This window comes from Maledivibacter halophilus, assembly GCF_900167445.1.
GTDB classification, from domain to species: domain Bacteria; phylum Bacillota; class Clostridia; order Peptostreptococcales; family Caminicellaceae; genus Maledivibacter; species Maledivibacter halophilus.
On the sequence record NZ_FUZT01000003.1, the window covers coordinates 1 to 24,531 of the forward strand.

Annotated in this window: 18 protein-coding genes; all 18 read right to left on the bottom strand. The window is 33.1% G+C overall.

Annotated elements, in window-relative coordinates:
* Positions 1–128 precede the first annotated feature (128 nt).
* The 18 genes from B5X81_RS06080 to B5X81_RS06160 all read right to left on the bottom strand — a co-directional run bounded on the left by B5X81_RS06080 (position 129) and on the right by B5X81_RS06160 (position 24,523).
* Complete coding sequence (locus tag B5X81_RS06080; RefSeq protein ID WP_330397340.1) at positions 129–1,319, bottom strand: pyridoxal phosphate-dependent aminotransferase; 1,191 nt, start codon at positions 1,317–1,319, stop codon at positions 129–131.
* Between the two features lie 306 nt (positions 1,320–1,625).
* Positions 1,626–2,291 carry an aspartate/glutamate racemase family protein gene (locus tag B5X81_RS06085; RefSeq protein ID WP_244282028.1) on the bottom strand — a complete coding sequence of 222 codons (666 nt, stop codon included), beginning with the start codon at positions 2,289–2,291 and terminating at the stop codon, positions 1,626–1,628.
* Positions 2,292–2,329: 38 nt separating this feature from the next.
* Positions 2,330–3,871, bottom strand: coding sequence for an amidohydrolase family protein (locus B5X81_RS06090; protein WP_170917299.1), 1,542 nt, complete (start codon positions 3,869–3,871; stop codon positions 2,330–2,332).
* A 107-nt stretch (positions 3,872–3,978) separates the two neighbouring features.
* Positions 3,979–5,178, bottom strand: a complete 1,200-nt coding sequence (locus B5X81_RS06095; protein WP_079490210.1) for a Zn-dependent hydrolase — start codon at positions 5,176–5,178, stop codon at positions 3,979–3,981.
* Between the two features lie 114 nt (positions 5,179–5,292).
* Positions 5,293–6,738: a sodium:solute symporter family protein gene (locus tag B5X81_RS06100; RefSeq protein ID WP_079490211.1), complete on the bottom strand. Its 1,446-nt coding sequence runs from the start codon at positions 6,736–6,738 to the stop codon at positions 5,293–5,295.
* Between the two features lie 18 nt (positions 6,739–6,756).
* The gene (locus B5X81_RS27295; protein ID WP_170917300.1) at positions 6,757–6,897 is read right to left on the bottom strand and encodes a hypothetical protein; all 141 of its coding nucleotides are present in this window, start codon (positions 6,895–6,897) and stop codon (positions 6,757–6,759) included.
* 139 nt (positions 6,898–7,036) lie between these two features.
* Positions 7,037–8,425 carry an allantoinase AllB gene (allB, locus tag B5X81_RS06105; RefSeq protein WP_079490213.1) on the bottom strand — a complete coding sequence of 463 codons (1,389 nt, stop codon included), beginning with the start codon at positions 8,423–8,425 and terminating at the stop codon, positions 7,037–7,039.
* A 177-nt stretch (positions 8,426–8,602) separates the two neighbouring features.
* Entirely contained in the window at positions 8,603–9,376 is a 774-nt protein-coding gene (locus B5X81_RS06110) for an IclR family transcriptional regulator (protein ID WP_079490214.1), read from the bottom strand.
* Positions 9,377–9,605: 229 nt separating this feature from the next.
* Positions 9,606–11,444, bottom strand: a complete 1,839-nt coding sequence (locus B5X81_RS06115; RefSeq protein ID WP_079490217.1) for a sensor histidine kinase — start codon at positions 11,442–11,444, stop codon at positions 9,606–9,608.
* A gap of 252 nt (positions 11,445–11,696) precedes the next feature.
* A complete protein-coding gene (purD, locus tag B5X81_RS06120; RefSeq protein ID WP_079490219.1) occupies positions 11,697–12,956 on the bottom strand; it encodes a phosphoribosylamine--glycine ligase in 1,260 nt (419 codons plus the stop codon).
* 140 nt (positions 12,957–13,096) lie between these two features.
* Complete coding sequence (gene purH, locus B5X81_RS06125; RefSeq protein ID WP_079490222.1) at positions 13,097–14,638, bottom strand: bifunctional phosphoribosylaminoimidazolecarboxamide formyltransferase/IMP cyclohydrolase; 1,542 nt, start codon at positions 14,636–14,638, stop codon at positions 13,097–13,099.
* A gap of 164 nt (positions 14,639–14,802) precedes the next feature.
* A complete protein-coding gene (purN, locus tag B5X81_RS06130) occupies positions 14,803–15,432 on the bottom strand; it encodes a phosphoribosylglycinamide formyltransferase (protein ID WP_079490224.1) in 630 nt (209 codons plus the stop codon).
* The gene (gene purM, locus B5X81_RS06135; protein ID WP_079490227.1) at positions 15,423–16,460 is read right to left on the bottom strand and encodes a phosphoribosylformylglycinamidine cyclo-ligase; all 1,038 of its coding nucleotides are present in this window, start codon (positions 16,458–16,460) and stop codon (positions 15,423–15,425) included. Before purM ends, purN begins: the two co-directional genes overlap by 10 nt.
* A gap of 26 nt (positions 16,461–16,486) precedes the next feature.
* Entirely contained in the window at positions 16,487–17,905 is a 1,419-nt protein-coding gene (purF, locus tag B5X81_RS06140) for an amidophosphoribosyltransferase (protein ID WP_079490230.1), read from the bottom strand.
* A 103-nt stretch (positions 17,906–18,008) separates the two neighbouring features.
* On the bottom strand, positions 18,009–18,710 hold the full coding sequence (purC, locus tag B5X81_RS06145) for a phosphoribosylaminoimidazolesuccinocarboxamide synthase (protein ID WP_079490232.1): 702 nt from the start codon (positions 18,708–18,710) through the stop codon (positions 18,009–18,011).
* Positions 18,711–18,776: 66 nt separating this feature from the next.
* Complete coding sequence (gene purE / locus B5X81_RS06150) at positions 18,777–19,307, bottom strand: 5-(carboxyamino)imidazole ribonucleotide mutase (RefSeq protein WP_079490234.1); 531 nt, start codon at positions 19,305–19,307, stop codon at positions 18,777–18,779.
* Entirely contained in the window at positions 19,297–20,451 is a 1,155-nt protein-coding gene (locus B5X81_RS06155) for a 5-(carboxyamino)imidazole ribonucleotide synthase (RefSeq protein ID WP_139380260.1), read from the bottom strand. Before B5X81_RS06155 ends, purE begins: the two co-directional genes overlap by 11 nt.
* Positions 20,452–20,752: 301 nt before the next feature.
* Positions 20,753–24,523 carry a phosphoribosylformylglycinamidine synthase gene (locus tag B5X81_RS06160; RefSeq protein WP_330397341.1) on the bottom strand — a complete coding sequence of 1,257 codons (3,771 nt, stop codon included), beginning with the start codon at positions 24,521–24,523 and terminating at the stop codon, positions 20,753–20,755.
* Positions 24,524–24,531: the final 8 nt, after the last annotated feature.

Here is a 24,531-nt window from a genome sequence, read left to right on the forward strand (position 1 = left end):
GGCTACGGTTTCCCTTCCCATTTGATCCTGAATAGACCTTACAACTGGTGTTGGTCCTGGAATCATAACTAATCTCCTATTTTTCATTTCTATACCTCCAATTAAAATTTTTTATTGAAAACTTTATATTATTTTAATATAGATAAAGCTTTTTCCATCCTATCCATGGCTTCTTTTATCTTTTCAAGTGAATTTGAATATGATATTCTTACATTTTCTGGAGCCTCAAAAGCCTCACCAGGAACTACTGCTATATGGGCCTTATCAAGTAAGAAATTTGCCACATCCTTTGAATCTTTAATTATTTCTCCCTTGTAACTCTTTCCAAATAGGCTTGAAATATTAGGCATTAGATAAAAGGCACCTCTAGCTTGACTACATCTTATATCTTTCATTTTATTCAATCTATCCAAGAGATATTTCCTTCTTTTGTCATATTGAGTTCTCATATAATCTATGGATTCTTTAGGACCCTCCAATGCTTCTACTGCTGCCATTTGTGATATAGAATTGGCACTGGTTGTCATATGCCCTTGTAAAGAAGTCATTCCCTTTATAACTTCAGCAGGCCCTGCACCATATCCAAGCCTCCATCCTGTCATGGCATAAGCTTTAGAAAATCCATTGACAACTATGGTCTTTTCCTTAATCTCAGATGAAAAGGAAGCTATGGATATATGTTTACAGCCATCATATACAAGCTTTTCATATATCTCATCGGAAATAATATAAAAATCATGCTTTACTGCTAACTGACCTAATTCCCTAAGGGTTTCTTCTGTATAAACCGCCCCAGTTGGATTATTAGGTGTATTAATTATAATGGCCTTAGTTTTATCTGTGATAGCTTCTTTAATTTTTTGGATATTTAACTGAAATTCATCCTCTTCTTCGGTTTTAATCAAAACCGGTTTGCTGCCTGCAAGCTTAATCATTTCGATATAGCTTACCCAACAAGGGGTTGGTAATAATACCTCATCTCCTTCTTCACAAAGAGCCAATACTGCATTGATTAATACTTGCTTGCCTCCAGTAGATACTATTATTTCCTTTGGACTATACTTAATTTTGTTATCCTCTAATAGCTTTTTACATATTGCTTCCCTTAATTCAACTGTTCCTGAAACAGTAGTATATTTGGTAAACCCTTCATCAATAGCTTTTTTGCCTATTCGGCAAACGTTTTCAGGAGTGTTAAAATCAGGTTCTCCAACATTTAATGCAATTACATCTACACCTTGTCTTTTAAGGTCTAAAACCTTAGCTGTAAGTTCTACTGTTGCTGAAGGTTTCATATTTTTAACTCTTTTTGTCAACAACACCATTCCTCCTTCAACTTATATGTTCCACTTTAGATATTTTACTATTGTTAAATATCTTTTCTCTTTATTAAATATATTCTACTTATTTTACAAAATCCCTTCTTTTTTTACAAAAAATTTTTTTGTTTTTTCTATAAAAAATAAAAAGCATAGGAAAAAGCCTCAACATACAATGTATATAGCAAAACCTATTAATAGTTTTACTTAAATTTTTGTATTTGCTTTTTCTATACTTTTAATTGAGATAATTGCATAATTCCAATTTGGAACAATTTCATAATATATAGTAGTTCTCTAAAAATTTTAAAACTCAGGATTGTATCTTCTAACTTTGCTAGTTGAAACTCCATATTTAATTAATCCAGTTAAAATAATTAGAGCACAAGTTACACCATCTAATACTGGTACAGAAAGATTTTTTTGTATAATTCTATCTAATCCTGTCATCCCAGCACAGCCAAGTACTATAACCTCAGCTTTATCTTCCTTTACTGCCAGCTCAGCCGCTTTAGTTAGGCTTTCTTCTTCAGACCATTCATTATCTTTAGATTTTGGAGCTCTAACTGATGCCAGCATATCCTGGAGATGATATTTTCTTACCAGAGCCTCCTTATTGGGAATTGAATGTTCTATTGGAGAAATTACTGAAAACTTATGTCCAAGCATCGAAGCAATTTTCATCGATGCCTCAGCTATTCCCACAACTGGTTTTCTTGTAATTTCCTTAATAAGATCAAGATTTGGATCAGAATGACATGCTATAATAAATCCATCAACCTTTTCTTCATTCTCTTTGACCAACTTTATCATACCAGTAGCGGACATAATATGGTCTTCATACCTTGCAATAAACCTAGGTCCTCCCATAGTAGGCTTACATATTATTTTAAACTCTCCTTTAGCATAGTTTTCAGCTGTCTTTTCTATGGCTTTAGTCATTTCTATATCACTGTTGGGGTTTATAATCATTATCTTCACTTTATATTCCTCCCTTTATAACTCTAGAATTACTTTATGCTATTCATTATATAAAATGATTTATATTCTAAATCAGTCCAGTTTTTATACCACTTTTGTAAATATGGCTTTATCTCCTGAAGCCTTTGGGCATATCTTACTTGCTTTTTACTTAATCCCTTGCTTATTTGTTTTCTTACTTCCTTATATAATAGTTCAACATCTATTGTAACAATTTTTCTATTTTCCATAATTATTTCTCCACCAATAATAACCGTATTAACATAGCTTCCCTTACAGCGATGTATAAATATATCTGCAATATTTAAATTAGGTGACTGCCATGGATCATCCATTATTTTGTTTAAATCAATTAAAACAATATCTGCCTTCATTCCTGGCTTAATAGACCCCAATTCTCCATCAAATCCACAAACTCTAGCAGCATTAATAGTTCCCATCTTTAAAACATCAAAGGAATTCAATGGAGGAGTACTATCGAGATCAAATCCAGAGGTTCTATGAAGGTAATAAATCATCCTAAGCTCCATAATACAATCTTCATCATCATTTATTCCCTTTCCATCAATCCCCAAGGATACATTTACTCCAGCTTTGTTGAGATAGTAAACAGGAGAAATCCCATTTCTTACAGCTAAGTTACAGCTTGGGTGATGGGTTGTCGATGCCTTATGGAAAGCCAAAAGCTCAATATCAGTTTCATTTAAATAAACTGCATGCCCCAATACTAAATTCTCATCCACTAATCCAATATCATCTAAATGGGCAAGTAAAGATTTCCTATACTTTCTTATTCCAAAGGCTTTTTGTATTGGAGTTTGTAGGGTATGTATATGTATAGGAAGCTTTCCTAATTTATCGGCCTTTTCCTTTACCCTAATTAAAAACTCATCGGTTGAACCCTGAACCCAGCTAGGACCAAAAATAATTCTCGTATTATTATTATTGTATTTATGGTAAAGCCTTTCAAAAAGCTCCATATATTCCTCTATAGCAGCAGACTTATCATAAAATACCATTGGCCTTGCAAAATCTTGCAAATCAGAAGGAAGAGTTTTAAAAAACTCAATATCATCATAGGCTAGGGTATTCATATTTCGTACCCCAGGAGAATATGCTATTCTTGCTCCCACTTTTTTATATCCTCTAATCTTTTTTTCTGCCTTTTCCATTGCCTTTGAATCCAAGGCATTTCCCCAATCATTATGATGTATTGTGGTACAGCCGTTTTTAATATGACGAACAGCATTTAGCATAGTGTTGAGTTCTGGATCTATATCTGGAGCAAATGCCCAATCAATTAAAGAATTTTCCAAAAAATCGTACAATACACCTCTTTGTATATATGAAAGCCCTTGCCCATGACTATGACCATCAATTATTCCAGGTATAGCCAGCTGTTTTCCATTCCCTTTGATTTCTACATTAGGATATTTCATTTTTAAAGAATCAAAATCCCCTACTTCAGCTATCCTTCCCTCTGAAATATAAATTCCACCATTATTAATGATACCAGCTTCTTTTAAAGAAGGGTCAGTGATCAAATATTTGCTTCTAACCAATATATCCAAATTTCTCATCTCCCCTAAGTTTATTATGGGAATTATAAGATTGCCTTCAATAATTTTGATATATAAAATAGGTCTATTATGTAAATTTTTTCCTATACTATCACTACCTACAATATTCGATCTAATCTAATTATTGTATCTAACAATATCTCAGTCCCTTTTTTTATATCTTCCCAGTCTGTCCATTCATCGGGACAGTGGCTTTTCCCATCCTTACTTGGTACAAATATCATTCCCGTTGGAACTTTATTAGCTATAGCTTTAGCATCATGGCCTGCGCCACTGGCCATAATTTGATAGGGAATATTTTTATCTATACAAGCCTCTTCAATACACTGAACTATTCTTCTACTTGTCTTAACAGGAGGCTTATTTATTAATAATTCAAATTTAAAGTCCACTTCCCCTATTGATTGTGCTGATTTTTTTATTTTATTTACAGCCTTTTCTATTCTTTCTTGATTTAAGTCCCTCATTTCAAGTATTAATTCTACCCTACCGGGAATAATATTAACTGCCCCAGGAAACACATCAGTTACTCCTATTGTAGCTACAAAAGGAGCTCCCATACTCTTTGCTATTTTCTCTATCTCAACCATAAGCTTAGATGCCCCCATCATTGCATCCTTTCTCAAATTCATAGGCGTTGTTCCTGCATGATTTGCCTCTCCTAAAGCACTTATTCTATATCTAGTTATTCCGGCAATACCTTTAACAATACCAATTGGAATATCCTTACTAAACAAATCTCCTCCCTGTTCTATATGCAGCTCTAAAAATGCTTTAATTTCACTGGTATTTCTAATGGAGCTTTTCACATCATCCAAGGTTAGTCCATATTTTTTCAATTTGTCAGCTAATCCATTCTCTAAGGGATCCTGAAGGCCAACCATTACTCTACTGCCAAAGGTCCCTCCCATTTCACTACCTTCCTCTGCATTAAAAGATACTATTTCTATTGGATGCTTTGTCTTTATATTATTTTCCTCTAATACATAAATACATTCCAAAGCAGCATTCACACCTAAATTCCCATCAAAAAGACCTCCATTTTTAACAGTATCCATATGGGAGCCTATCATTATTGATGGCAAATCATTATTTTTTCCTTCTCTTTTACCAAATACATTTCCCAATCTATCTGTTTTTACTTTCAATCCAGCATCCTTCATTAAATCTTTAAAAACATCAGAAGCTTTATAATATACATCGCTGAAGGCGAGCCTTGTTATACCCTCCCCTTTTTTTCTTCCAATTTCTCCAATTTTTAAAATATTCGATTTAAGTCTTGTCAGATTTATATTCATAATTCAACCTCATTTCATAATAGTTACTTAAATTTATGATAATCAATGAAAATCAAGTAGCTTTAAATTGATATTTAAAGCTACTTAATATATAATAAAGTTGTTGTGTTTTGTTTATGCTATGCCATTTTCCTGATATTGTTGATCGTCAAAAAACCTATTTATAATCTCTTTATTAGGAGGTGGTGTAGCTAAACTTACTAATATATTTGCCAAGGTTGAAGTAAATATAGAAGGCAGTATGGGAAACCATCCAAAGGGCTTTTGCAATGCATACCATATTATTGCAGTAACTATACCAACAATCATACCTGCTAATCCACCTTGAGCATTAGATCTCTTCCATGCAAACCCTATTATTACAGTCATTGCAAGCATAGAACCCAATATTCCCACCATATTTGCCTGTATCCACATAACAGTTGAAGTCATAAACATAGTTGAAATAATAGCTAATATCCCTATTATTAAAGTAGCATATCTTGATATCTTTAATATCTTCTTTGAGTCAGTATTATTAGGGTTTATGAACTTTTGATATATATCCCTAACCGCTGTAGTCCCTGACAATAGCAATACAGAATCAGCTGTTGATACTGAAGCTGCAAGAATTGATGCTAAAACTATTCCTCCTAAAACAGGAGATAAAAGCTCTTTTACCATTATAGGAGCAACTGCATCTGGGTTGGTGATACCTGGAAATAATATTTTACCTGATAATCCTATTAACATAGTAGGTACATAAAATAAAAGTAAAGTAAATCCTGTCCATCCTTGACTCATTCTAGCAACATGTTCATCTTTGCAAGAATAAAATCTGGTCATAATTTGAGGCACTCCAAAGTTTCCAATTCCCCATGTGATACACCATGATATAGCTAACCCCCAGGTCATTGCCCCTCCTGCAAATGGATCCAAGGCTTCTGGCTCAATTTGTGCCAATGTTAAATGGAGCTCTTTAAAACCTCCAACTTTTCCTAAGGATACAAAGGTTAGTATAAATACACCTATTAATATTAAAACTGTTGATATAGTATCTGTCCAGGCTACAGAAATCATGCCTCCTGTTATTGTGAATATAATAAATACTACCCCTATAATTATTATTGCAGTATTAACAGGTATTCCAGTTGCAACATTTACTAAAACGCTGGATCCCACCAATTGTGCACAAGTAAATAATAATGTTGAAAACAAAATTAATACTGCAGCAATACCACTATGAATTTTTCCATATCTTTCTTCTAGAAAATCCGGTAAAGTCACCTTTCCAAATCTTCTTAGCCTTGCAGCAAACCACCCTGCAAATATTATGGTAGAAATTGCAGTTCCTGCCCAATTCCACCAGCCGCCCCATCCCAGCTGATAATAATATCCTAAATACCCCATAACCGATACGGTGCTGACGATGGTGGCAAAATAAGTGCCTGTACTTGGTATAATTCCCAAGCTTCGTCCTGCAACTGCCCAATCATCTGCATTTTTCACATATTTAGAAACAAATATTCCTGCTAAAAGAATTATTATAAGATATAGAAGCATCATCAAACTATAGATCATAACGTTTTCCTCTCCTTCCTATTTTTCTTTTATTTCAATTTGTCTTTTCCTTTCCTTTGCTCTTTTTTCGCCAATAAGGGCAAAAGCCATAGGCAGCATACAAAGTATTATAAAAAATAACCAATACAATTTTAAATTTTTAGGAATATAATCCAACATATGTTCATTTCCTCCCCAATTATTTTTAATACAATCAATATTTAATGATAAACCACCTTAAGGTTTAATTTACACATCTTAAAACTATCGATACTCTTGCCATCTTTCCATGTATAAATTGACCTTTAAATTTGTTTCTTTATATAATAGGCTTTATCAATTCTCCCCATCCTTCTGCTCCTTCATCCACTTCTGTATTCTCCATAATAACTCTGCCTCTAACAATTGTATGTTCTGGCATACCCTTAAGTTTCCATCCTTCGTATACCCTTGCAATATCCTTAGCCTTAGAATACATCTTATCCCTTGACACTGTAAACTCTTTATTCATATCTACAATTACAAAATCTGCATCTGAACCAACTTCAATGACTCCTTTTCTAGGATAAATATTAAATATTTTTGCAGGGTTTTCAGAAATAAGCTCTACAACTCTTTTTAATGTTATCCTTCCTTCATTAACTGCATTTAGCATTAGTGGAAGCCTTAAATCTATACCAGGAAAACCAGCTGGAGATGCAAAAATATCCTCAAGTCCCTTTTCTTTTTCTGAAAGTAAAAATGGTCCATGATCACTTCCAATAAAGTCAACGCTACCATCATTAATATAATCCCATAGTTTATCAACAATTTCTTTATTTCTTAGGGGTGGATTACATTTTGCGAAGGGTCCTAATTCTCTAATTTTGTCCTCTGTAAGGAATAAATAATGGGGACATGTTTCAAGATATAATTCTTGTCCTTCATATTTTGCTTTTTTTACCATTTCCATAGCTTCTGGCGTGGAAATATGTACAAATTCAATTTTAGCCCCGGTTTCCTTTGCAAATTGAATGAGTTTTGAAACTGTTTCAAACTCACTGATTGGGGGACGTGACTCTGCATGAGCCATAAAATCTGTTCTGCCTTTATCTCTAAGCTCTTTAATCTTTCTTTGAATGATATCATTGTTTTCTGAATGTACAGCACATATAAGTCCTGTTTTTGCCACTTCCTTAAATCCATCAAGTATTTCCCCATCATTTGCCATTGTCAATCCAATAAATTCTTCATCTCTACCCTCTGGAGCTTCATGGAGAAATGTCTTATATGCTATTATTCCTTCCTTGGCTATCTTAGAAATTTCCTCTGGAAATTCTGCTCCAGCAGCACCAAAAAATGCAAAATCCACTAATGCCTGGGGCTTTGCAACTTTGATTCTGTTTTTTAATATTTCTGGTGAATATTGTGGTGGCTTTGATATGGGATGCTCAAGTACAGTTGTAACTCCTCCAGCAGCTGCTGCCATTGTTCCCGTTTTAAATGTCTCCCTATCAGATCTACCGGGATCTCTAAAATGCACATGGGGGTCGATACCTCCTGGTAGAACAATTTTATCCTTTGCATCAATTATTTTTTCTCCCTCTGGTAAAAACCTATCCTCACATATTGCAGCAATTTTACCTTCATAGACAGCTATCCCTCCCTTCACTAATCCTCCATTTGTAAATACTAGACCATTTTTGATTACCAAATCTGCCTTTTTCATTTATGATGTCCTCCTTACTTTATTTTTTCTTGCCTTAAGTGAAACAAATTCAAAAGTAAATTTATACATCAAAAAATTGCAAAAGTATGGATATTTATAGTATGTATAAACTAAGTTTTAAGATTGCTTCACCATAGCAAGTTAATAACCTAGTAAAATTAGAATTATACAATTTCCTCACCTAAGTAAATATATTTTCTTAGAAATATTTTCTGCGCTGTCTATAACTTTTTTTAGAAGTAAATCAACCCCTTTCGTTTCGACCCTTTCAATAGGTCCTGCAATGCTTAATCCATATAATAAGTTCTTTTTATCATCAAATATTGGAGCTCCTATTCCCAAGGCACCATCATCATTTTCAGCTTTGCTGATTACATATCCTTTCCTCTTAATATCCTTTAATTGTTTTATCAATACTTCTCCATCGGTTACAGTATTTTCTGTATATTTCTTTAACCCATTCTTAATTAGCTGATTGACATCTTCCTCTGGTGCATATGCCAATAGAATTTTCCCTGTTGCACCACAATGGAGGGGTATATTTCTTCCAGGCTGGGATGTAAGTTTTATTACTGCCTTTGTTTCTACCTTTTCCAAACATATACCTCCATTTTTTGTATATACAGAAAGCATTACAGTTTCGTCAACCTGATTACATAAAGATTCCATTTCTTCTAAAATAATTTCTTTAAAATCATATTGATTCCTTATTTCACTTGCAATATTTAGAATCTTAAATCCCAATCTATATTTTTCACTATGTTTATTCTGAACAAGCCATCCTTCACTTTCTAAAGTTTTTACTATTCTATGAACAGTAGTTTTGTGAAGATTTATAGCTTTGCTTATATCAGTTATTCCTAAATATTTTATATCGCCTTTATAAAGATTAAGTATTTTAATAGCTCTTTTTATTGAATTAATTTCATTGCTCTTTCTAGACTTTTCCATTTTTACCTCCGTATTATTATTCACAATATCGGAACACTGTTTTGTTATTGTGTTTATTGATATTATTCTACAATTTTTTTAAATATCCTTCTTTTTATTACAATTTTCTGAATTATTTTTTATCTTTGCAAAAAAAAAGAACCTACAAAGGGTTCTCTTCTATGGATTCCTTTCAATCCACATACTATATAAATATTTAATTTATCTCTATATGATTTTTTGCAAATTACTAAGAATATATATCAGAAAACTCAATATCCATCATTTCCACATTCCGCTTACCATTAGATTTTTTCCCTTCTCCTTCACCATTTTCCCATGAAACCAATTTAACTGGTAGTTCTATAATAAATTCTGTTCCCTTTCCATATTCACTTTTTAAAGAAATCTTACCATCATGCATTTCTACAAAGGCCTTTACTAAACTTAAACCAATTCCACTTCCTTCAGTTTTTCTAGTTAAACATGAATCAACCTGTGTAAATCGTTCAAAGATTTCTTTTTGTTTCTCCTTTGGAATACCTATTCCAGTATCCTTTATGGAAATGATAATTTTTTCATCTTTATCATGAATATTTACTTCTATAGAATCATTTGGTTTTGTAAATTTAATAGAATTTGAAATTAAATTTAGAATAATCCTTTCTATTTTATCTGAATCAAAGGCCATAATCTTTTCCTCTACATCCGTATCAAAAACAATTTTCTTGGATTTGCTTTTCACATATTCTACAGTTGATAAGGTTATATCTTCAATAGTCGATACAATATTCCCATTTTCTAAATTCAATTTCATAAAACCAGAATCTATTTTTGTTAGATCAAGTATATTATTGATAAGCCTTAAAAGTCTATAACAATTTTGCTTTATGGTATCTACATGGTTATTCAATTTTGTAATATCAAACTTTGAATTTTCTTTTTTGAGATTAAACTTCATCAATTGAGTCGTAGAAAAAATAATATTTAATGGAGTTTTGAATTCATGGGATATATTAGAAAAGAACTCTGTTTTCAAATTTGAATACTCTATTTCCTCTTCTAACTTTTTTCTCTTTTTTTCTAAATCTTTATTCCACTTTAGCATAGGTATGGCTATAAATTGTCCTCCCTTTAAGGATATTGCTGCAATAACTAATATTCCTAAAGCTCCAATAATTAATAATTTATTAGTCTTTTTTATAATTGGACCATATATGTATTTATTAGGTATGATAGTTACTATTTTCCAATTATCTGTATTTGAAATCGTGCTAAAATATGCATTTGAACTTACACCATTGAAAACATACTCTAAATCTCCTCCATCATTATTTAAAATATATAGTCCGTATTTTACAAAATCCTCATTTATATTTTTAGATGGCTTAGTTATATTTTCACTACCAATAAAATTCCTATTGGGATGACAAATAGTATATCCATTTTTATCTACAATATATGAATAGGAGTCCTTATGCTTTACTTTATATCTTTCTATCATTCTACTTAAAGTTTCTATATTTGTAATACCACCTAATGCTCCTACTATTTCTCCCTTATTCCATATCGGTACTGCCATAGTAGCCATTAAGTCTCCACTTTTTTCTGAAATAAATATATTAGATATGGATTTTTTACCCTTCATTGTATTTTTAAAATATTCTTCATTCCTCACATTAATATTTTCCTCATCAGTACTATACTTATTTCCTTGGCTATCTACTATAAATAAATTATCGAATCTTTTAATTGATTTCATATCATCCTCTGATAAATTACTAATATTTGTTAAATTCACTTCCATTTCGAAATATTTTTTGACTCTTTCCCAATTCATATTTTTAACTAAAGGATACTGTGCATAAGTATTTAGTAGATTATATCTTCCTTGAAGATATCCGGAAATTCCTCCAGAGTAGATTTTAGAATTATCTAAGAAATTATCTTCCATCATTTGCAGCATCATGTTTTCTGAAAAATTACTGGAAAAGTAAATAAGGATTCCACTTAATATAGTACAAATTAGAACTGTAAAAGCTAGGACTCGTTTAATTATTTTAACATAGTAATAGTCTCTATCATGCATAAGCTGTCCCCCTTTATAGTATTAAATTAGTCAGATAATTACAATTTCCTCTATAAATCGATTTTTTATAGAGGATTACAGACTAAACTTTACTATATCCTTAATGGTTTTGTTTTCATTTTTTCTATATTTACATCATTATGTTTTTAAAATATATGGTTAAACAATCTATATTTTTTATTACCCTTTAAATTATATCATAAAGTTTAAGTTTAACCTGAGCTCTATTTTTTGCATAAAAAAACACTTGGCTTAACCAAGTGCTATCTTCCCAATATCTTTCCTATACTGTTTTCCTTCAAATTTTATTTTATCAACATTTTTATACGCAATATTTCTAGCTTCATTTATATTTTTTCCGGTGGCAACTACACCTAGAACTCTTCCACCATTTGTAACTATATTTCCATCCATTAACTTTGTTCCTGCATGAAATACTACTGCATCCTTTATACTTTCAAGACCCTTTATGACCTTTCCTTTTTCATATTTTCCAGGATACCCCTGTGAAGCTAATACTATACAAACAGCCTTCTTATCCGACCAAATAATTTCTTGCTTTCTTAGCTTTCCATTTAATATGCTTTCAATAATATCAACTAAATCTGTTTCAAGTCTTGAGAGTATTACCTGGGTTTCCGGGTCGCCAAATCTTGTATTGAACTCTAATACCTTTGGCTCGCCATCTTTAATCATAAGTCCTATAAATACTATTCCTTTATAGTCTAATCCATCATCCTTAAGACCTTTTGTGAAGGAGCTTAATATTCTATTTTCAACCTTTTCTTTAATATCATCATTATATATTACACTTGGTGAATATGTCCCCATACCACCTGTATTCGGTCCTTTATCTCCATCAAAAGCTTTCTTGTAATCTTGGGCACTAACCATAGGTACTATAGTTTCTCCATCTACAAAGCAAAGTATCGAAGCTTCTATTCCATCTAAAAATTCCTCGATAACTACTTTGGTTCCAGCATCGCCAAATTTTTTATCCTTCATAATCATATTTAATGCTTCAAGGGCCTGAACTTCATTTTCAGCAATAATTACTCCCTTACCAGCAGCAAGTCCATCGGCCTTTATCACCATTGGAAATCCATAAATCCCTATATCATTTATTGCTTCATCTACATTGACATATTCCTTATACTTTGCCGTAGGAATATTATGCCTTAGCATAAAGTCCTTTGCAAAGGCTTTACTGCCTTCAAGCTGTGAACATTTTTTGTTTGGACCAAATACCCTTAGGCCCTCTTTTTCAAATCTGTCAACAATACCATCCACTAAAGGTACTTCCGGACCAACTACAGTTAAATCAATATTCTTTTCTAAAGCAAAGCCAAGCAAAACCTCTATGTCTTCAGCCCTTATATTAACTAGCTCTGCCATACTACCTATTCCTGCATTACCAGGTGCACAGTATATCTTATCCACCCTTGGGCTTTGAGAAATCTTCCAAACTAAAGTATGCTCACGTCCACCACTACCAACAACAAGAACTTTCATTTTTTCACCTCCAAAAGGATTGTGCAAGGTTCAAGTAGCCACAAAACTGATTCATAGCATAAGCCAAAAGGATTCTCAGTGGCTAGGACTGTAAATCAAGCTTTATAAGTGTACATCTATACATTTAAGCTAGTAGCTTATTAATGCTTAAAATGTCTCATACCTGTAAATACCATTGCTATGCCATATTTATTAGCAGCATCGATTGATTCTTGATCTCTTATTGAGCCCCCTGGTTGAATTATTGCTGTAATTCCTGCCTTGGCCGCTGCCTCTACACAATCTGCAAAGGGAAAGTATGCATCTGAAGCCATTACACTTCCTTTAACCTCTATAATTGCTTGTCTGATTGAATTTTCCACAGCCCAAATCCTATTTACTTGTCCTGGTCCTATACCTACAGTTTGCTTATTCTTAGCCAATACTATACTATTTGACTTAATATTCTTGCACACCTTCCAAGCAAATTTTAAGTCTTCCATTTCCTTATCTGTAGGTATCCTTTCTGTTACTATCTTAAGTTCATCTTTGTATAGCTTACTATCTACATTTTGAACAAGTATACCACCATTCACTTTCTTAATATTCATGGCATTTTCACTTTGCTTTTTATGAATATCTTCTAATTTCAAAAGCCTAATATTTTTCTTAGATTTTAAAATTTCAAGGGCATCTTCATCAAAATCTGGAGCTATAACTATTTCTATGAATATTTTGTTTATTTCCTCTGCAGTTCTGTAGTCTATGCTTCTATTGGCAGCAATTATTCCTCCAAATATTGACTTTGGATCGCATTCATATGCCTTAATATATGCATCATAAATATCATATCCACTTCCTGCTCCACAGGCATTGGTATGCTTTACTCCTATAACTGTAGGCTCATCATATTCCTTTAAAAGCTCCAATGCTCCATTGGTATCATTAATATTATTAAAGGAAAGCTCTTTACCATGAAGTTTAATAGCATTTACCAATGAGCCTTCATTTTTTTCTATTTCTTTATAAAAGGCAGCTTTTTGATGGGGATTTTCACCGTATCTTAAATCTCCTACCTTTTCATAAGTAAGTGTCAAACTTTCAGGGAATTCCTTATTTTCTAATCGATTTCTTAAATAAGTAGAAATTAATGTATCATAATGACATGTATGTTCAAATACCTTAAGTGCCAATTCATACTTTGTTTCATAGGATACTTCATTATTTTGGGCTAATTCATTCATTACTTTATCATAATCCATAGGATCAGTTACAACTGTAACGTCTTTGAAGTTTTTAGCTGCAGATCTCAGCATTGTTGGTCCACCTATATCTATGTTCTCTATGGCTTCGTCAAATTCTACATTTTCCTTAGAAATAGTTTCTTTAAAAGGATAAAGGTTTATAACTAATAAATCTATCGGCTCTATATTTAACTCCTTAAGCTGCTTCATATGATCTTCATTATCTCTTACTGCAAGTATTCCGCCATGGATAACCGGATGAAGTGTTTTTACCCTTCCATCTAAACATTCTGGAAATCCCGTAATATCAGATACTTTAGTTACACTTATTCCACTTTCCTCAAGTCTTTTAGCAGTTCCACCTGTAGAAATTATTTCTATCCCAAGGTCCTTAAGCTTCTTAGCAAATTCTACAATTCCGGTTTTATCTGAAACGCTTATTAAAGCTCTTTTAATCACTCAAAAAACCTCCTCTTAAATCACTAAAGTAATTTTTTTGTACTAGTTTATATTTCAGAACAAAAATTTAGTTTAATATCACAATAGGTTATCTTAATAAAATAATAATAAGCCTTGATGTTAATGTTAACCTTAGCTTTAACCTTAACCCTATAAATCTATCCTTAATCTATACTTATCCTAACCTTCCTACCTTTAACTTGCAGTTTATCTTCACAAAACATCTTTACCCCAAGGGGTAGAAGCTCATGTTCTATTTTTAATACCTTTTTTGACAAAGTATCTACCGTATCGTCAGAATCTACATTTACAGCCTTTTGAAGTATGACAGGCCCCGTGTCGGTTCCTTCATCTACGAAATGCACCGTAGCCCCAGTTAACTTAACTCCATATTCTAAAACTGCCTCATGAACTTTAAAGCCGTAAAATCCCTTTCCACAAAAACTTGGAATAAGAGATGGATGAATATTTATTATTCTATTCCTATAAAGTTTAACTAATTTTTCACTGAGTATACTCATATATCCAGCAAGAATAATTAAATCTATTTTTCTTTCCTGTAAAATTTCGATGATTTTATTATTTCGCTTATCAATATCAGGATAATTTTTCTTTCCTATATACATACCTTCAATATTATGATTTGCCGCCCTCTCTAAAGCATAGGAATTCTTTTTACTTGAAATAACTATTTCAATTTTTCCATTGATATTACCTTTTTCAATATTATCTATAATTGTTTGAAGATTACTTCCCCTACCTGAAACTAAAACAGCAATTTTCTTTAGAGGCATAATTTCACCCCATTAATATCCTTTTGTACTTTTCCTATTATATAGGCCTTTTCACCCTTTTTTTCTACTGTCTTAACTATATTTTGAGCATCGTCCTCTTTTACAACAAATATATATCCTATACCCATATTGAAGGTCTTAAACATCTCGTCTCTTCCTATATTTCCCTTTTTTTGCATTAAACTAAATATAGGTGGAACATCCCAGCTTTTTAGATTAATATTTACACCTAAGCCCTTTGGAATAATTCTGGGTATGTTTTCGTAAAATCCTCCACCAGTTATATGAACCATTCCATTTACATCATATTGCTTTAATACAGCCATAACTGTATCGGCGTAAATCTTAGTAGGTCTTATCAAAGCTTCTCCCAATGTTTCACCTAATTCATCTATATATTTATCTGCTTTATATTTCAATTTATCAAAAAATAATTTTCTTACTAATGAATACCCATTTGAGTGAATACCACTTGAAGGTAATCCTAAAACTATATTTCCATCTTCAATCCTGCTTCCATCTATTATTTTATCCTTATCTACTATGCCAACACTGAATCCAGCCATATCATACTCCCCATCGGAATAAAAACCTGGCATTTCAGCAGTTTCTCCTCCTATAAGGGCACAACCTGCCTTTATACATCCATCAGAAATACCCTTTACTATATCGGCAATTTTCTCAGCCTTTATTTTCCCTGTTGCTACATAATCTAGAAAGAATAATGGCTTTGCTCCCTGGCATAAGATATCATTAACACACATTGCCACAAGGTCAATACCTACAGTATCATGTTTGTCCATAATGAAGGCAAGCTTAAGCTTAGTTCCAACTCCATCGGTTCCCGAAACCAAAACTGGAGACTTATAATTATCTGAATCTAGCTGGAAAAGCCCACCAAATCCACCAAGATCACATAAAACATTTTTATTAAAGGTATTCTTTACATAACCCTTCATTAAGTCTACAGCCCTAGCACCTTCTTCTATATCAACTCCCGAATCCATATAAGTCAGTTTTTCATTCATTTTCATTCACCTCCAGCAAAATTTTTTTACTTTTTCCCATAACGAAACTTACTATTACCATTTGGAACTTCCATAGGATAATTTCCACTAAAACAAGCAGTGCAAAGATTTTCATCCTTCATATTAATTGATTTTACAAGACCTGGTATACTTAAATATGCCAAGCTGTCGGCTCCAATAGCTTCCCTTATTTCTTCTACTGAATTGGTAGCCCCTATAAGCTGCTTTCTTGTAGGAGTATCTATTCCAAAATAACATGAGTGTTTAACTGGAGGTGAACTAACCCTTATATGGACCTCTTTAGCTCCGGCCATCTTAAGCATATCTACAATTCTCCTGCTGGTAGTTCCCCTAACAATAGAATCATCTATTAAAATTAATCTTTTTCCTTCGACATTTTCCTTAAGTACACTGAGCTTTAGTTTAACCATAAGCTCCCTCATCTTTTGATCCGGTTGAATAAAGCTTCTTCCTAAATATTTATTTTTAAGGAGTCCCTGTCTATAGGGAATTCCAGACTCCTCAGCATAACCTATTGCAGCAACGGTTCCAGAATCGGGTACAGCCATAACGATATCTGCATCTACTGGATTTTCTCTTGCAAGTATTTTCCCTGCCTCTATTCTACTTTGATATATACTCTGTTCATCGATAACGCTATCGGGTCTGGCAAAATATACAAATTCAAAGGAACAAAGAGCCTTTGGCTTATCTTCATCATACATTATGGATTCTATACCATTATCATCTATAATAACAATTTCTCCTGGTTTAACATCTCTTATAATTTCTGCACCTACAACTCCTAGACCACAGCTTTCTGAAGATAAAACATATCCGTCATCGAGTTTGCCAATACATAGGGGTCTAAGTCCATGGGGATCTCTAACTCCAATTAGCTTTCCTTCACAAATTATACTTAAAGCAAAGGCTCCTTTTATTCTTTTTACAGCAGTGGCTATAGCTTCTTTAAAGCCAAGATTATAATTTTTAGCAATCAAATTAGCTATTACTTCACTGTCTATCGAAGTTTGGAATATTGAACCTCCGTCTTCCAATTCATCTCTAATTTCATTGGCATTTACAAGATTCCCATTATGGGCCAATGCTATGGAACCACCTTTATATTTAACAACCAAAGGCTGGGCATTTGTAACATAGCTTTCACCGCTTGTAGAATATCTAACATGTCCAATTCCGATATTCCCCTTTAGTCTGGAAAGTATTGTATCATTAAAAACCTCTCTAACCAGTCCCATTTCTTTATAATAATGGATTTTATTATCATTATACAGGGCTATACCAGCACTTTCCTGTCCTCTATGCTGCAGAGTTATAAGGCCAAAGTATATCATTCTTGATATATTTTCCATGCTGTTTGAATATATTCCAAATACTCCACATTCTTCTTTTAATTTATCTAAAGCAAAGTCATTGCAGGCCATTGTATTTTATCCCTCCATTTATTATAGATGTGTGATTCTGAAAATTAATAAAAAGAACGTTCAATCCAACAAGAATTTAGAAAAAAAGAAACAGATTTTTCCATTACTGCAACCTCTTTAATACTTCTTCGTAGGCTTCCTCTACTTCTCCTAAATCTCTTCTAAATCTGTCCTTATCAAGCTTTTTATTAGTCTTTAAATCCCATAGTCTACAAGTGTCAGGAGAGATTTCATCGGCAAGTATTACTTCCCCATCATGTAAACCAAACTCTAGTTTAAAATCCACAAGCCTAATATTTCTATCTTTAAAAAATTCTACTAAAATATCATTTGTTTTAAAAGCATATTCCTTAATCTTTTGAATCTCATTGTCCGCTGCAAGTTCTATTGCTTTAATATGATAGTCATTAATCATAGGATCACCTAAATCATCATTTTTATAGCAAAATTCAAGTACTGGAGTTTTAAGGGGTGTTCCTTCTTCAAGGCCCAATCTCTTTGCTAAAGAACCCGCAGCCACATTTCTCATAATAACTTCCAAGGGAATTATTTTTACATTTTTAACTATCATTTCTCTGTCATTTAAAAACTCTAGGAAGTGGGTTGGTATTCCCTTTTCTTCTAAAAGCTTAAAAAGTAAGCTGGACATTTTATTATTGATTATGCCTTTACCAAGGATTGTCCCCTTTTTAACTCCATTAAATGCCGTTGCATCATCTTTATATTCTATAATGTATTTTCCTTCATCATCGGTTTTAAAAACCTTCTTAGCCTTTCCCTCATACAGCATTTCTTTTTTTATCATTTTTTATCCTCCCATGTGAATAAAGTTTGGTTTTATTAGTAAAACAAGTATATATGGTTTTTTAAGCTACTTTGTCATTCTTTCTAAATACTCCTTATAGCCCAAATCCTCTAATTTTTCTGCTTTGTTTTCTACTTCTCTTTGCAGATTATCTTTATACTCCTTAACTTTATCTCTAATTTTTCCATTCTTTACACCCAATATTTCGGCTCCTAAAATACCGGCATTTTTGGCTCCATTTATTGCCACTGTAGCAACTGGAACTCCACCGGGCATTTGAACAATTGATAAAAGGGAGTCAAGTCCACTTAGCTTCGATGTTTTTACTGGAACTCCTATAACCGGCAGCTCTGTAATTGAAGCAATCATTCCAGGTAGATGGGCTGCTCCTCCTGCCCCGGCAATAATCACCTCTAAGCCTCTATCCCTGGCAGTTTTTCCGTACTCAAATAGCTTCTGAGGAGTTCTATGGGCTGAAACTACTGTTAATTCATAATCAATATCAAATTCATCCAATATTTTAGCCGCTTCACCCATAATCGGTAAATCTGAATCACTGCCCATAATAATTCCAATCAATGGTTTTTTACTCTTCATGCTTAGCCTCCTTTGATACAGCCTTTAAAGTTTTCTTTACTTTATATGCCTTTTCTATAGCCTTGTCTATTTCTTTATCTACAATAGTGACATGACCCATTTTTCTATAGGGCATTATCTCTTTCTTTCCATAAATATGAATACTAACACCTGGAATAGATAGAGTCTCCTCAACTCCTATATAATCTGCAGTTCCACAATGATTTTTTTCTCCTAAAATATTTATTACTACAGTAGGAATTATTAATTCCGTGGATCCAAGGGGTAAACCCATTATGCACCTTAAATGCTGCTCAAATTGAGAAGTAACACATCCTTCAATTGTATAATGACCTGAATTATGAACCCTTGGAGCAATTTCATTAACTAAAATTCTCTTATCCTTTGTAAGAAACATTTCTATTCCAAAAACTCCTACACCATTTAAATTTTCTACACACTTAACGGCAATTTTCGATGCTTCCTCGTAAATACTTTCATCCACCCTTGCAGGGGCTATAATCATATCGCAGATATTTTTCTCTTCATCAAACTCCATTTCAACCAATGGATAACATTTGATTTCCCCTTGCTTATTTCTTGCAACCATTATTGCTAATTCTTTTTCAAAATCAATATACTCTTCAAGGAAGGATTCTGTTTTTAATCTGTTTTCTATATTCTCTTTATTTTTGATAACATAAACCCCTCTACCGTCATAACCTCCTCTACAGGCTTTTTGAACAACGGGAAAAGCAGGTATTTCATCATCTAAAGCATTATGATCAACTTTTTTCCAATTACTAGTGGGAATATTAAATTCATCTAGAAATTCTTTCTGTTTTGATTTGTCCTTTATAATTTCTAAAACCCTTGAAGCAGGATAAATTTCTTTTCCTCTGTTCTCAAGTTTTTTTAGGATTTCAGTGTTTATATGTTCTATCTCAAAGGTAGTTATATCGCATTGATTAATTAATTCTTCAATTTTCCCTTTATCATTAAAATGGGAAACTATTTGTTTGTTTGCAATTTCACTAGCGGGTGAATCAGGTGTTGGGTCTAAGATAATAACAAATAGCCCCATTTTCTTAGCCTCTTGTGCTATCATTTTACCTAGCTGGCCTCCACCTATAATTCCAATCTTCAAATCAATAAATCCCTTCAAATATATCACCCCTTGATTTAATCTTAGCAAAAAGGATTTTTTAAGTCAATGATTTATACGTATATTTTTATTTATTTTAGTTTTATAGTTCGTTTTAAATTGAACTTTATACATGTCTATTTTTGTTTCCGTTCACAAACATGTTTTGAGTTCCTAATTTATATAATCTAATCACTGAAAATTATAAGAAAAGTGTAAATATTGTGCTAGTAACTCAAATGTTTTATATTAAAAGTTTTATTTAAAAGAAATACTAAAACTCTAAATATATAGAAACTAGCACAATTAATTAAATTAATTTCTAACCAAAATATCTAATTCCAGCTTCAAATATCTTCTGATCCTTATCACCTGGTACATTTTTGCATACATTCATGCCCATTCTTTCGGAATGTCCCATTTTTCCAAGTATCCTTCCATCAGGACTTGTTATTCCCTCAACAGCATTAAAGGATCCATTGGGGTTAAACTCTCCTTCATAGCTTGGATTACCATCAAAATCTACATATTGAGTAGCCACTCTGCCGCTTTCTATAAGCTCCTTCATTACCTCTTCATTTGCCACAAATCGTCCTTCACCGTGGGACATAGCTATTCTATGAACATCTCCAACCTTTACATTATTAAACCATGGAGAAAGATTCGACACAACCTTAGTCATGGACATACAGGAAATATGTCTTCCTATTTTATTAAATGTGAGGGTTGGTGAAGTTTCATCAATATCCCTTATTTCTCCATAAGGTACTAATCCCAGTTTTATAAGAGCTTGAAAGCCATTACATATACCTAATATTAATCCATCCTTGTTTTTAATAAGATTCATAACGGCTTCTTTAACCCTTGGATTTCTAAATACAGTTGCTATAAATTTACCGGAACCATCGGGTTCATCTCCAGCACTAAATCCACCGGGCAGCGCTATTATCTGGCAGTTATTTATCTTTTCTACCATTTCTTCAATAGATTCTTCAATATCCCTTGAAGTAAGATTTTTTAATACAAAGGTATCTGCTTTTCCACCAGCCCTTTCGAAGGCCTTTGCTGTATCGTATTCACAATTTGTTCCAGGGAATACAGGTATAAATATCCTTGGCTTTGCAATTTTTACCAAAGATTTTATTACATTACCATTTTTATATAATATATTTTGAGGTTTTCCCTGAACATCCTCTTTTGTTGGGAAAATATCCTTTAAAGGTTCCCTCCAGGCATTTATAGCCTCATCTAAATCAATGCTTACTTCATTAACATCTATAGATTGTTTTAATTGTGTTCTTCCTAAAACTTCATATTCTATTCCAGCTAATAATTCTTTTAAATTTTCATCTGGATCTATTTCTATAATCATTGAACCACAGTGGTCCTTAAATAATTTACCGCTTTCTATTCTATTATTAAATGTAAAACCTATTTTATTACCAAAGGACATTTTTGAAATTCCAGCTGCTATACCACCTATTCTTACAGCTTGTGCAGATAGAATTTTTCCCCTTTGAATAAGCTCATAAATCTTAGAGTAGTTTTTATCAAGAATATCAAAGTTTGGGATATTTCTTTCATCCTTTTTAAGGGGAACAAAAACTACAGTACTATTTTTCTTCTTAAACTCCGGTGATATTATTTTTCTAGCATCGGCAATGTCTACAGCAAAGGACACCAAAGTAGGAGGAACATTTAAATCCTTAAAGGTTCCTGACATGCTGTCTTTACCGCCAATTGCCGGTACTGAAAGTTTCTTTTGAACATAAAAGGCTCCAAGTAGTGCACTAAGTGGCTTACCCCATTTTTCTCTATTATCTCCCAGCTTTTCAAAATACTCCTGTAATGTTAATCTAATCTTTTTATAGTCTCCTCCAAGGGCCACAATTTTTGAAATCGATTCTATTAAAGCATACATAGCTCCATGGAAGGGACTCCATTTAGCAAGCCTTGGGTTATATCCATAGGTCATTATACTGCAGGTATTGGTTTCTCCATCTAATACAGGTATCTTTGCTACCATTCCTTCCGATGGAGTAAGTGAATGCTTCCCACCAAATGGCATCAGTACAGTTGAAGCACCTATTGTGCTGTCGAATCTTTCAACTAGTCCTTTTTGATCTGCAACATTTAAATCCTTAAGATTTTCTATCCATGCCCTTTTTATTTCCTTATCCTTATATAAATTAGCAGTTTCATCAAAATAGTTATCCTTATGGGACGGTTGAATTATTTTTGCACTGGTTTTTTGTTTAACTCCATTACTGTCCAAAAACTCTCTACTTATATCAAAAATATTTTTTCCACGCCATTTCATTATTAATCTGCCGGTATCCGTTACCCTCGCCACTAAAGTGGCTTCCAGATTTTCCTGCTTTGAAAGTTCCTTAAATCTATCTAAGTCTTTTTTGTCAATTACTACTGCCATACGCTCTTGGGACTCTGATATTGCAAGCTCTGTCCCATCTAATCCTTCATATTTCTTAGGAACCTTATCAAGGTCTATTTCAATGCTGTCTGCAAGCTCTCCTATGGCTACAGAAACTCCACCTGCTCCAAAGTCATTACATTTTTTAATAATCTTTGCAAGCTCTGGCTTCCTAAATAGCCTTTGTATTTTTCTTTCCGTTGGCGGATTACCTTTTTGAACCTCTGCTCCACAAGTAAAAATAGATTCTTCTGTGTGTTCCTTAGAAGACCCTGTGGCTCCACCGCATCCGTCTCTACCTGTTCTTCCTCCTACCAGTAATATCAAATCTCCCTTGACAGGCTTTTCCCTTTTAACATTTTCCTTTGGAGCTGCTGCAATAACTGCTCCAACTTCCATTCTCTTGGCCACAAATCCTTCATCATATACTTCTGCAACCTGTCCAGTGGCAAGTCCTATCTGATTTCCATAGGAACTGTAGCCATGGGCAGCTTCCACGGTGATTTTTCTTTGGGGCAGCTTTCCTGGCAATGTCTCTTCTATGCTTTTTCTTGGATCTCCACTCCCTGTAACTCTCATGGCCTGATAAACATATGATCTACCTGATAGAGGGTCCCTTATTGCTCCTCCAAGACAAGTAGCCGCTCCACCAAAGGGTTCTATTTCAGTAGGATGATTATGGGTTTCATTTTTAAACATAACTAGCCATTTTTCATTTTTCCCATTTACATCAACATCTACTTCAATGCTGCAGGCATTTATTTCATCGGATACTTCAAGATCGTCAAGTTTTCCTTTTTTCCTAAGCTCTTTCATACCAATAACAGCTATATCCATAAGACAAATATCCTTATCTTTATCACCGTAAACGTACTCCCTAGATTTTAGATATTCTTCATAGGCCCTTTCAATTGGATCGCTGTAAAAGCCTTCTTCTATTTCAGCTTCTTCTATTTTAGTAAGGAAGGTAGTATGTCTACAGTGATCTGACCAATAGGTATCTATTGCCTTTAGCTCGGTAACTGTTGGATTTCTCTTTTCTATATCTCTAAAATAATCTCTACAGAATACAAGATCATCTATGTTCATTGCAAATCCAAATTCTTCTCTAAAACTAGCTATTCCCTCTTCTTTCTTGTCAATAAATCCTTCTAAAATCATTACGTCATTAGGAACTACAGTCTCCATTTCAAGGCTCTTTGGCTTTTCAAGGGAAGCTTCTCTGGAATCCACAGGATTTATACAATAATCTCTAATTTTTTCAAAATCTTTATCCGTTATGCTACCCTTTAATATTAATAATTTAGCAACATGAATAATTGGCCTTTCTTTTTGAGTCAATATCTGTACACATTGCTCAGCAGAATCGGCTCTTTGGTCGTATTGTCCCGGCAAAAACTCTATTGCTAATGTTTTTTCATTCTCATCAATATTTATATCTTCTTCATATACATTGTCTACATTTGGTTCTGAAAAGATGATATTTTTTGCTTTATTAAATTCAACATCTGAAATTCCCGATACATCATAGCGATTGATAACCCTTATTTCTTCTAAGTTTCTTATCCCTAAATCATCTTTTATGTCCTTAAGTAGATGCTTAGCTTCCACATCAAAACCACTTTTCTTTTCAACAAATAGTCGTCTTACTATTTTATTCACGAGATAAC

Bases quoted from the DNA above. Each gene is read 5' to 3' on its own strand.
- purE (WP_079490234.1), bottom strand. From the start codon at position 19,307: ATGAAGAGTAAAAAACCATTGATTGGAATTATTATGGGCAGTGATTCA.
- purN (WP_079490224.1), bottom strand. From the start codon at position 15,432: ATGCCTCTAAAGAAAATTGCTGTTTTAGTTTCAGGTAGGGGAAGTAAT.
- purD (WP_079490219.1), bottom strand. From the start codon at position 12,956: ATGAAAGTTCTTGTTGTTGGTAGTGGTGGACGTGAGCATACTTTAGTT.
- B5X81_RS06085 (WP_244282028.1), bottom strand. From the start codon at position 2,291: ATGATTATAAACCCCAACAGTGATATAGAAATGACTAAAGCCATAGAA.
- B5X81_RS06100 (WP_079490211.1), bottom strand. From the start codon at position 6,738: ATGATCTATAGTTTGATGATGCTTCTATATCTTATAATAATTCTTTTA.
- purC (WP_079490232.1), bottom strand. From the start codon at position 18,710: ATGATAAAAAAAGAAATGCTGTATGAGGGAAAGGCTAAGAAGGTTTTT.
- B5X81_RS06095 (WP_079490210.1), bottom strand. From the start codon at position 5,178: ATGAATATAAATCTGACAAGACTTAAATCGAATATTTTAAAAATTGGA.
- allB (WP_079490213.1), bottom strand. From the start codon at position 8,425: ATGAAAAAGGCAGATTTGGTAATCAAAAATGGTCTAGTATTTACAAAT.
- B5X81_RS06115 (WP_079490217.1), bottom strand. From the start codon at position 11,444: ATGCATGATAGAGACTATTACTATGTTAAAATAATTAAACGAGTCCTA.
- purM (WP_079490227.1), bottom strand. From the start codon at position 16,460: ATGAATGAAAAACTGACTTATATGGATTCGGGAGTTGATATAGAAGAA.
- B5X81_RS27295 (WP_170917300.1), bottom strand. From the start codon at position 6,897: ATGTTGGATTATATTCCTAAAAATTTAAAATTGTATTGGTTATTTTTT.
- purF (WP_079490230.1), bottom strand. From the start codon at position 17,905: ATGGCCTGCAATGACTTTGCTTTAGATAAATTAAAAGAAGAATGTGGA.
- B5X81_RS06110 (WP_079490214.1), bottom strand. From the start codon at position 9,376: ATGGAAAAGTCTAGAAAGAGCAATGAAATTAATTCAATAAAAAGAGCT.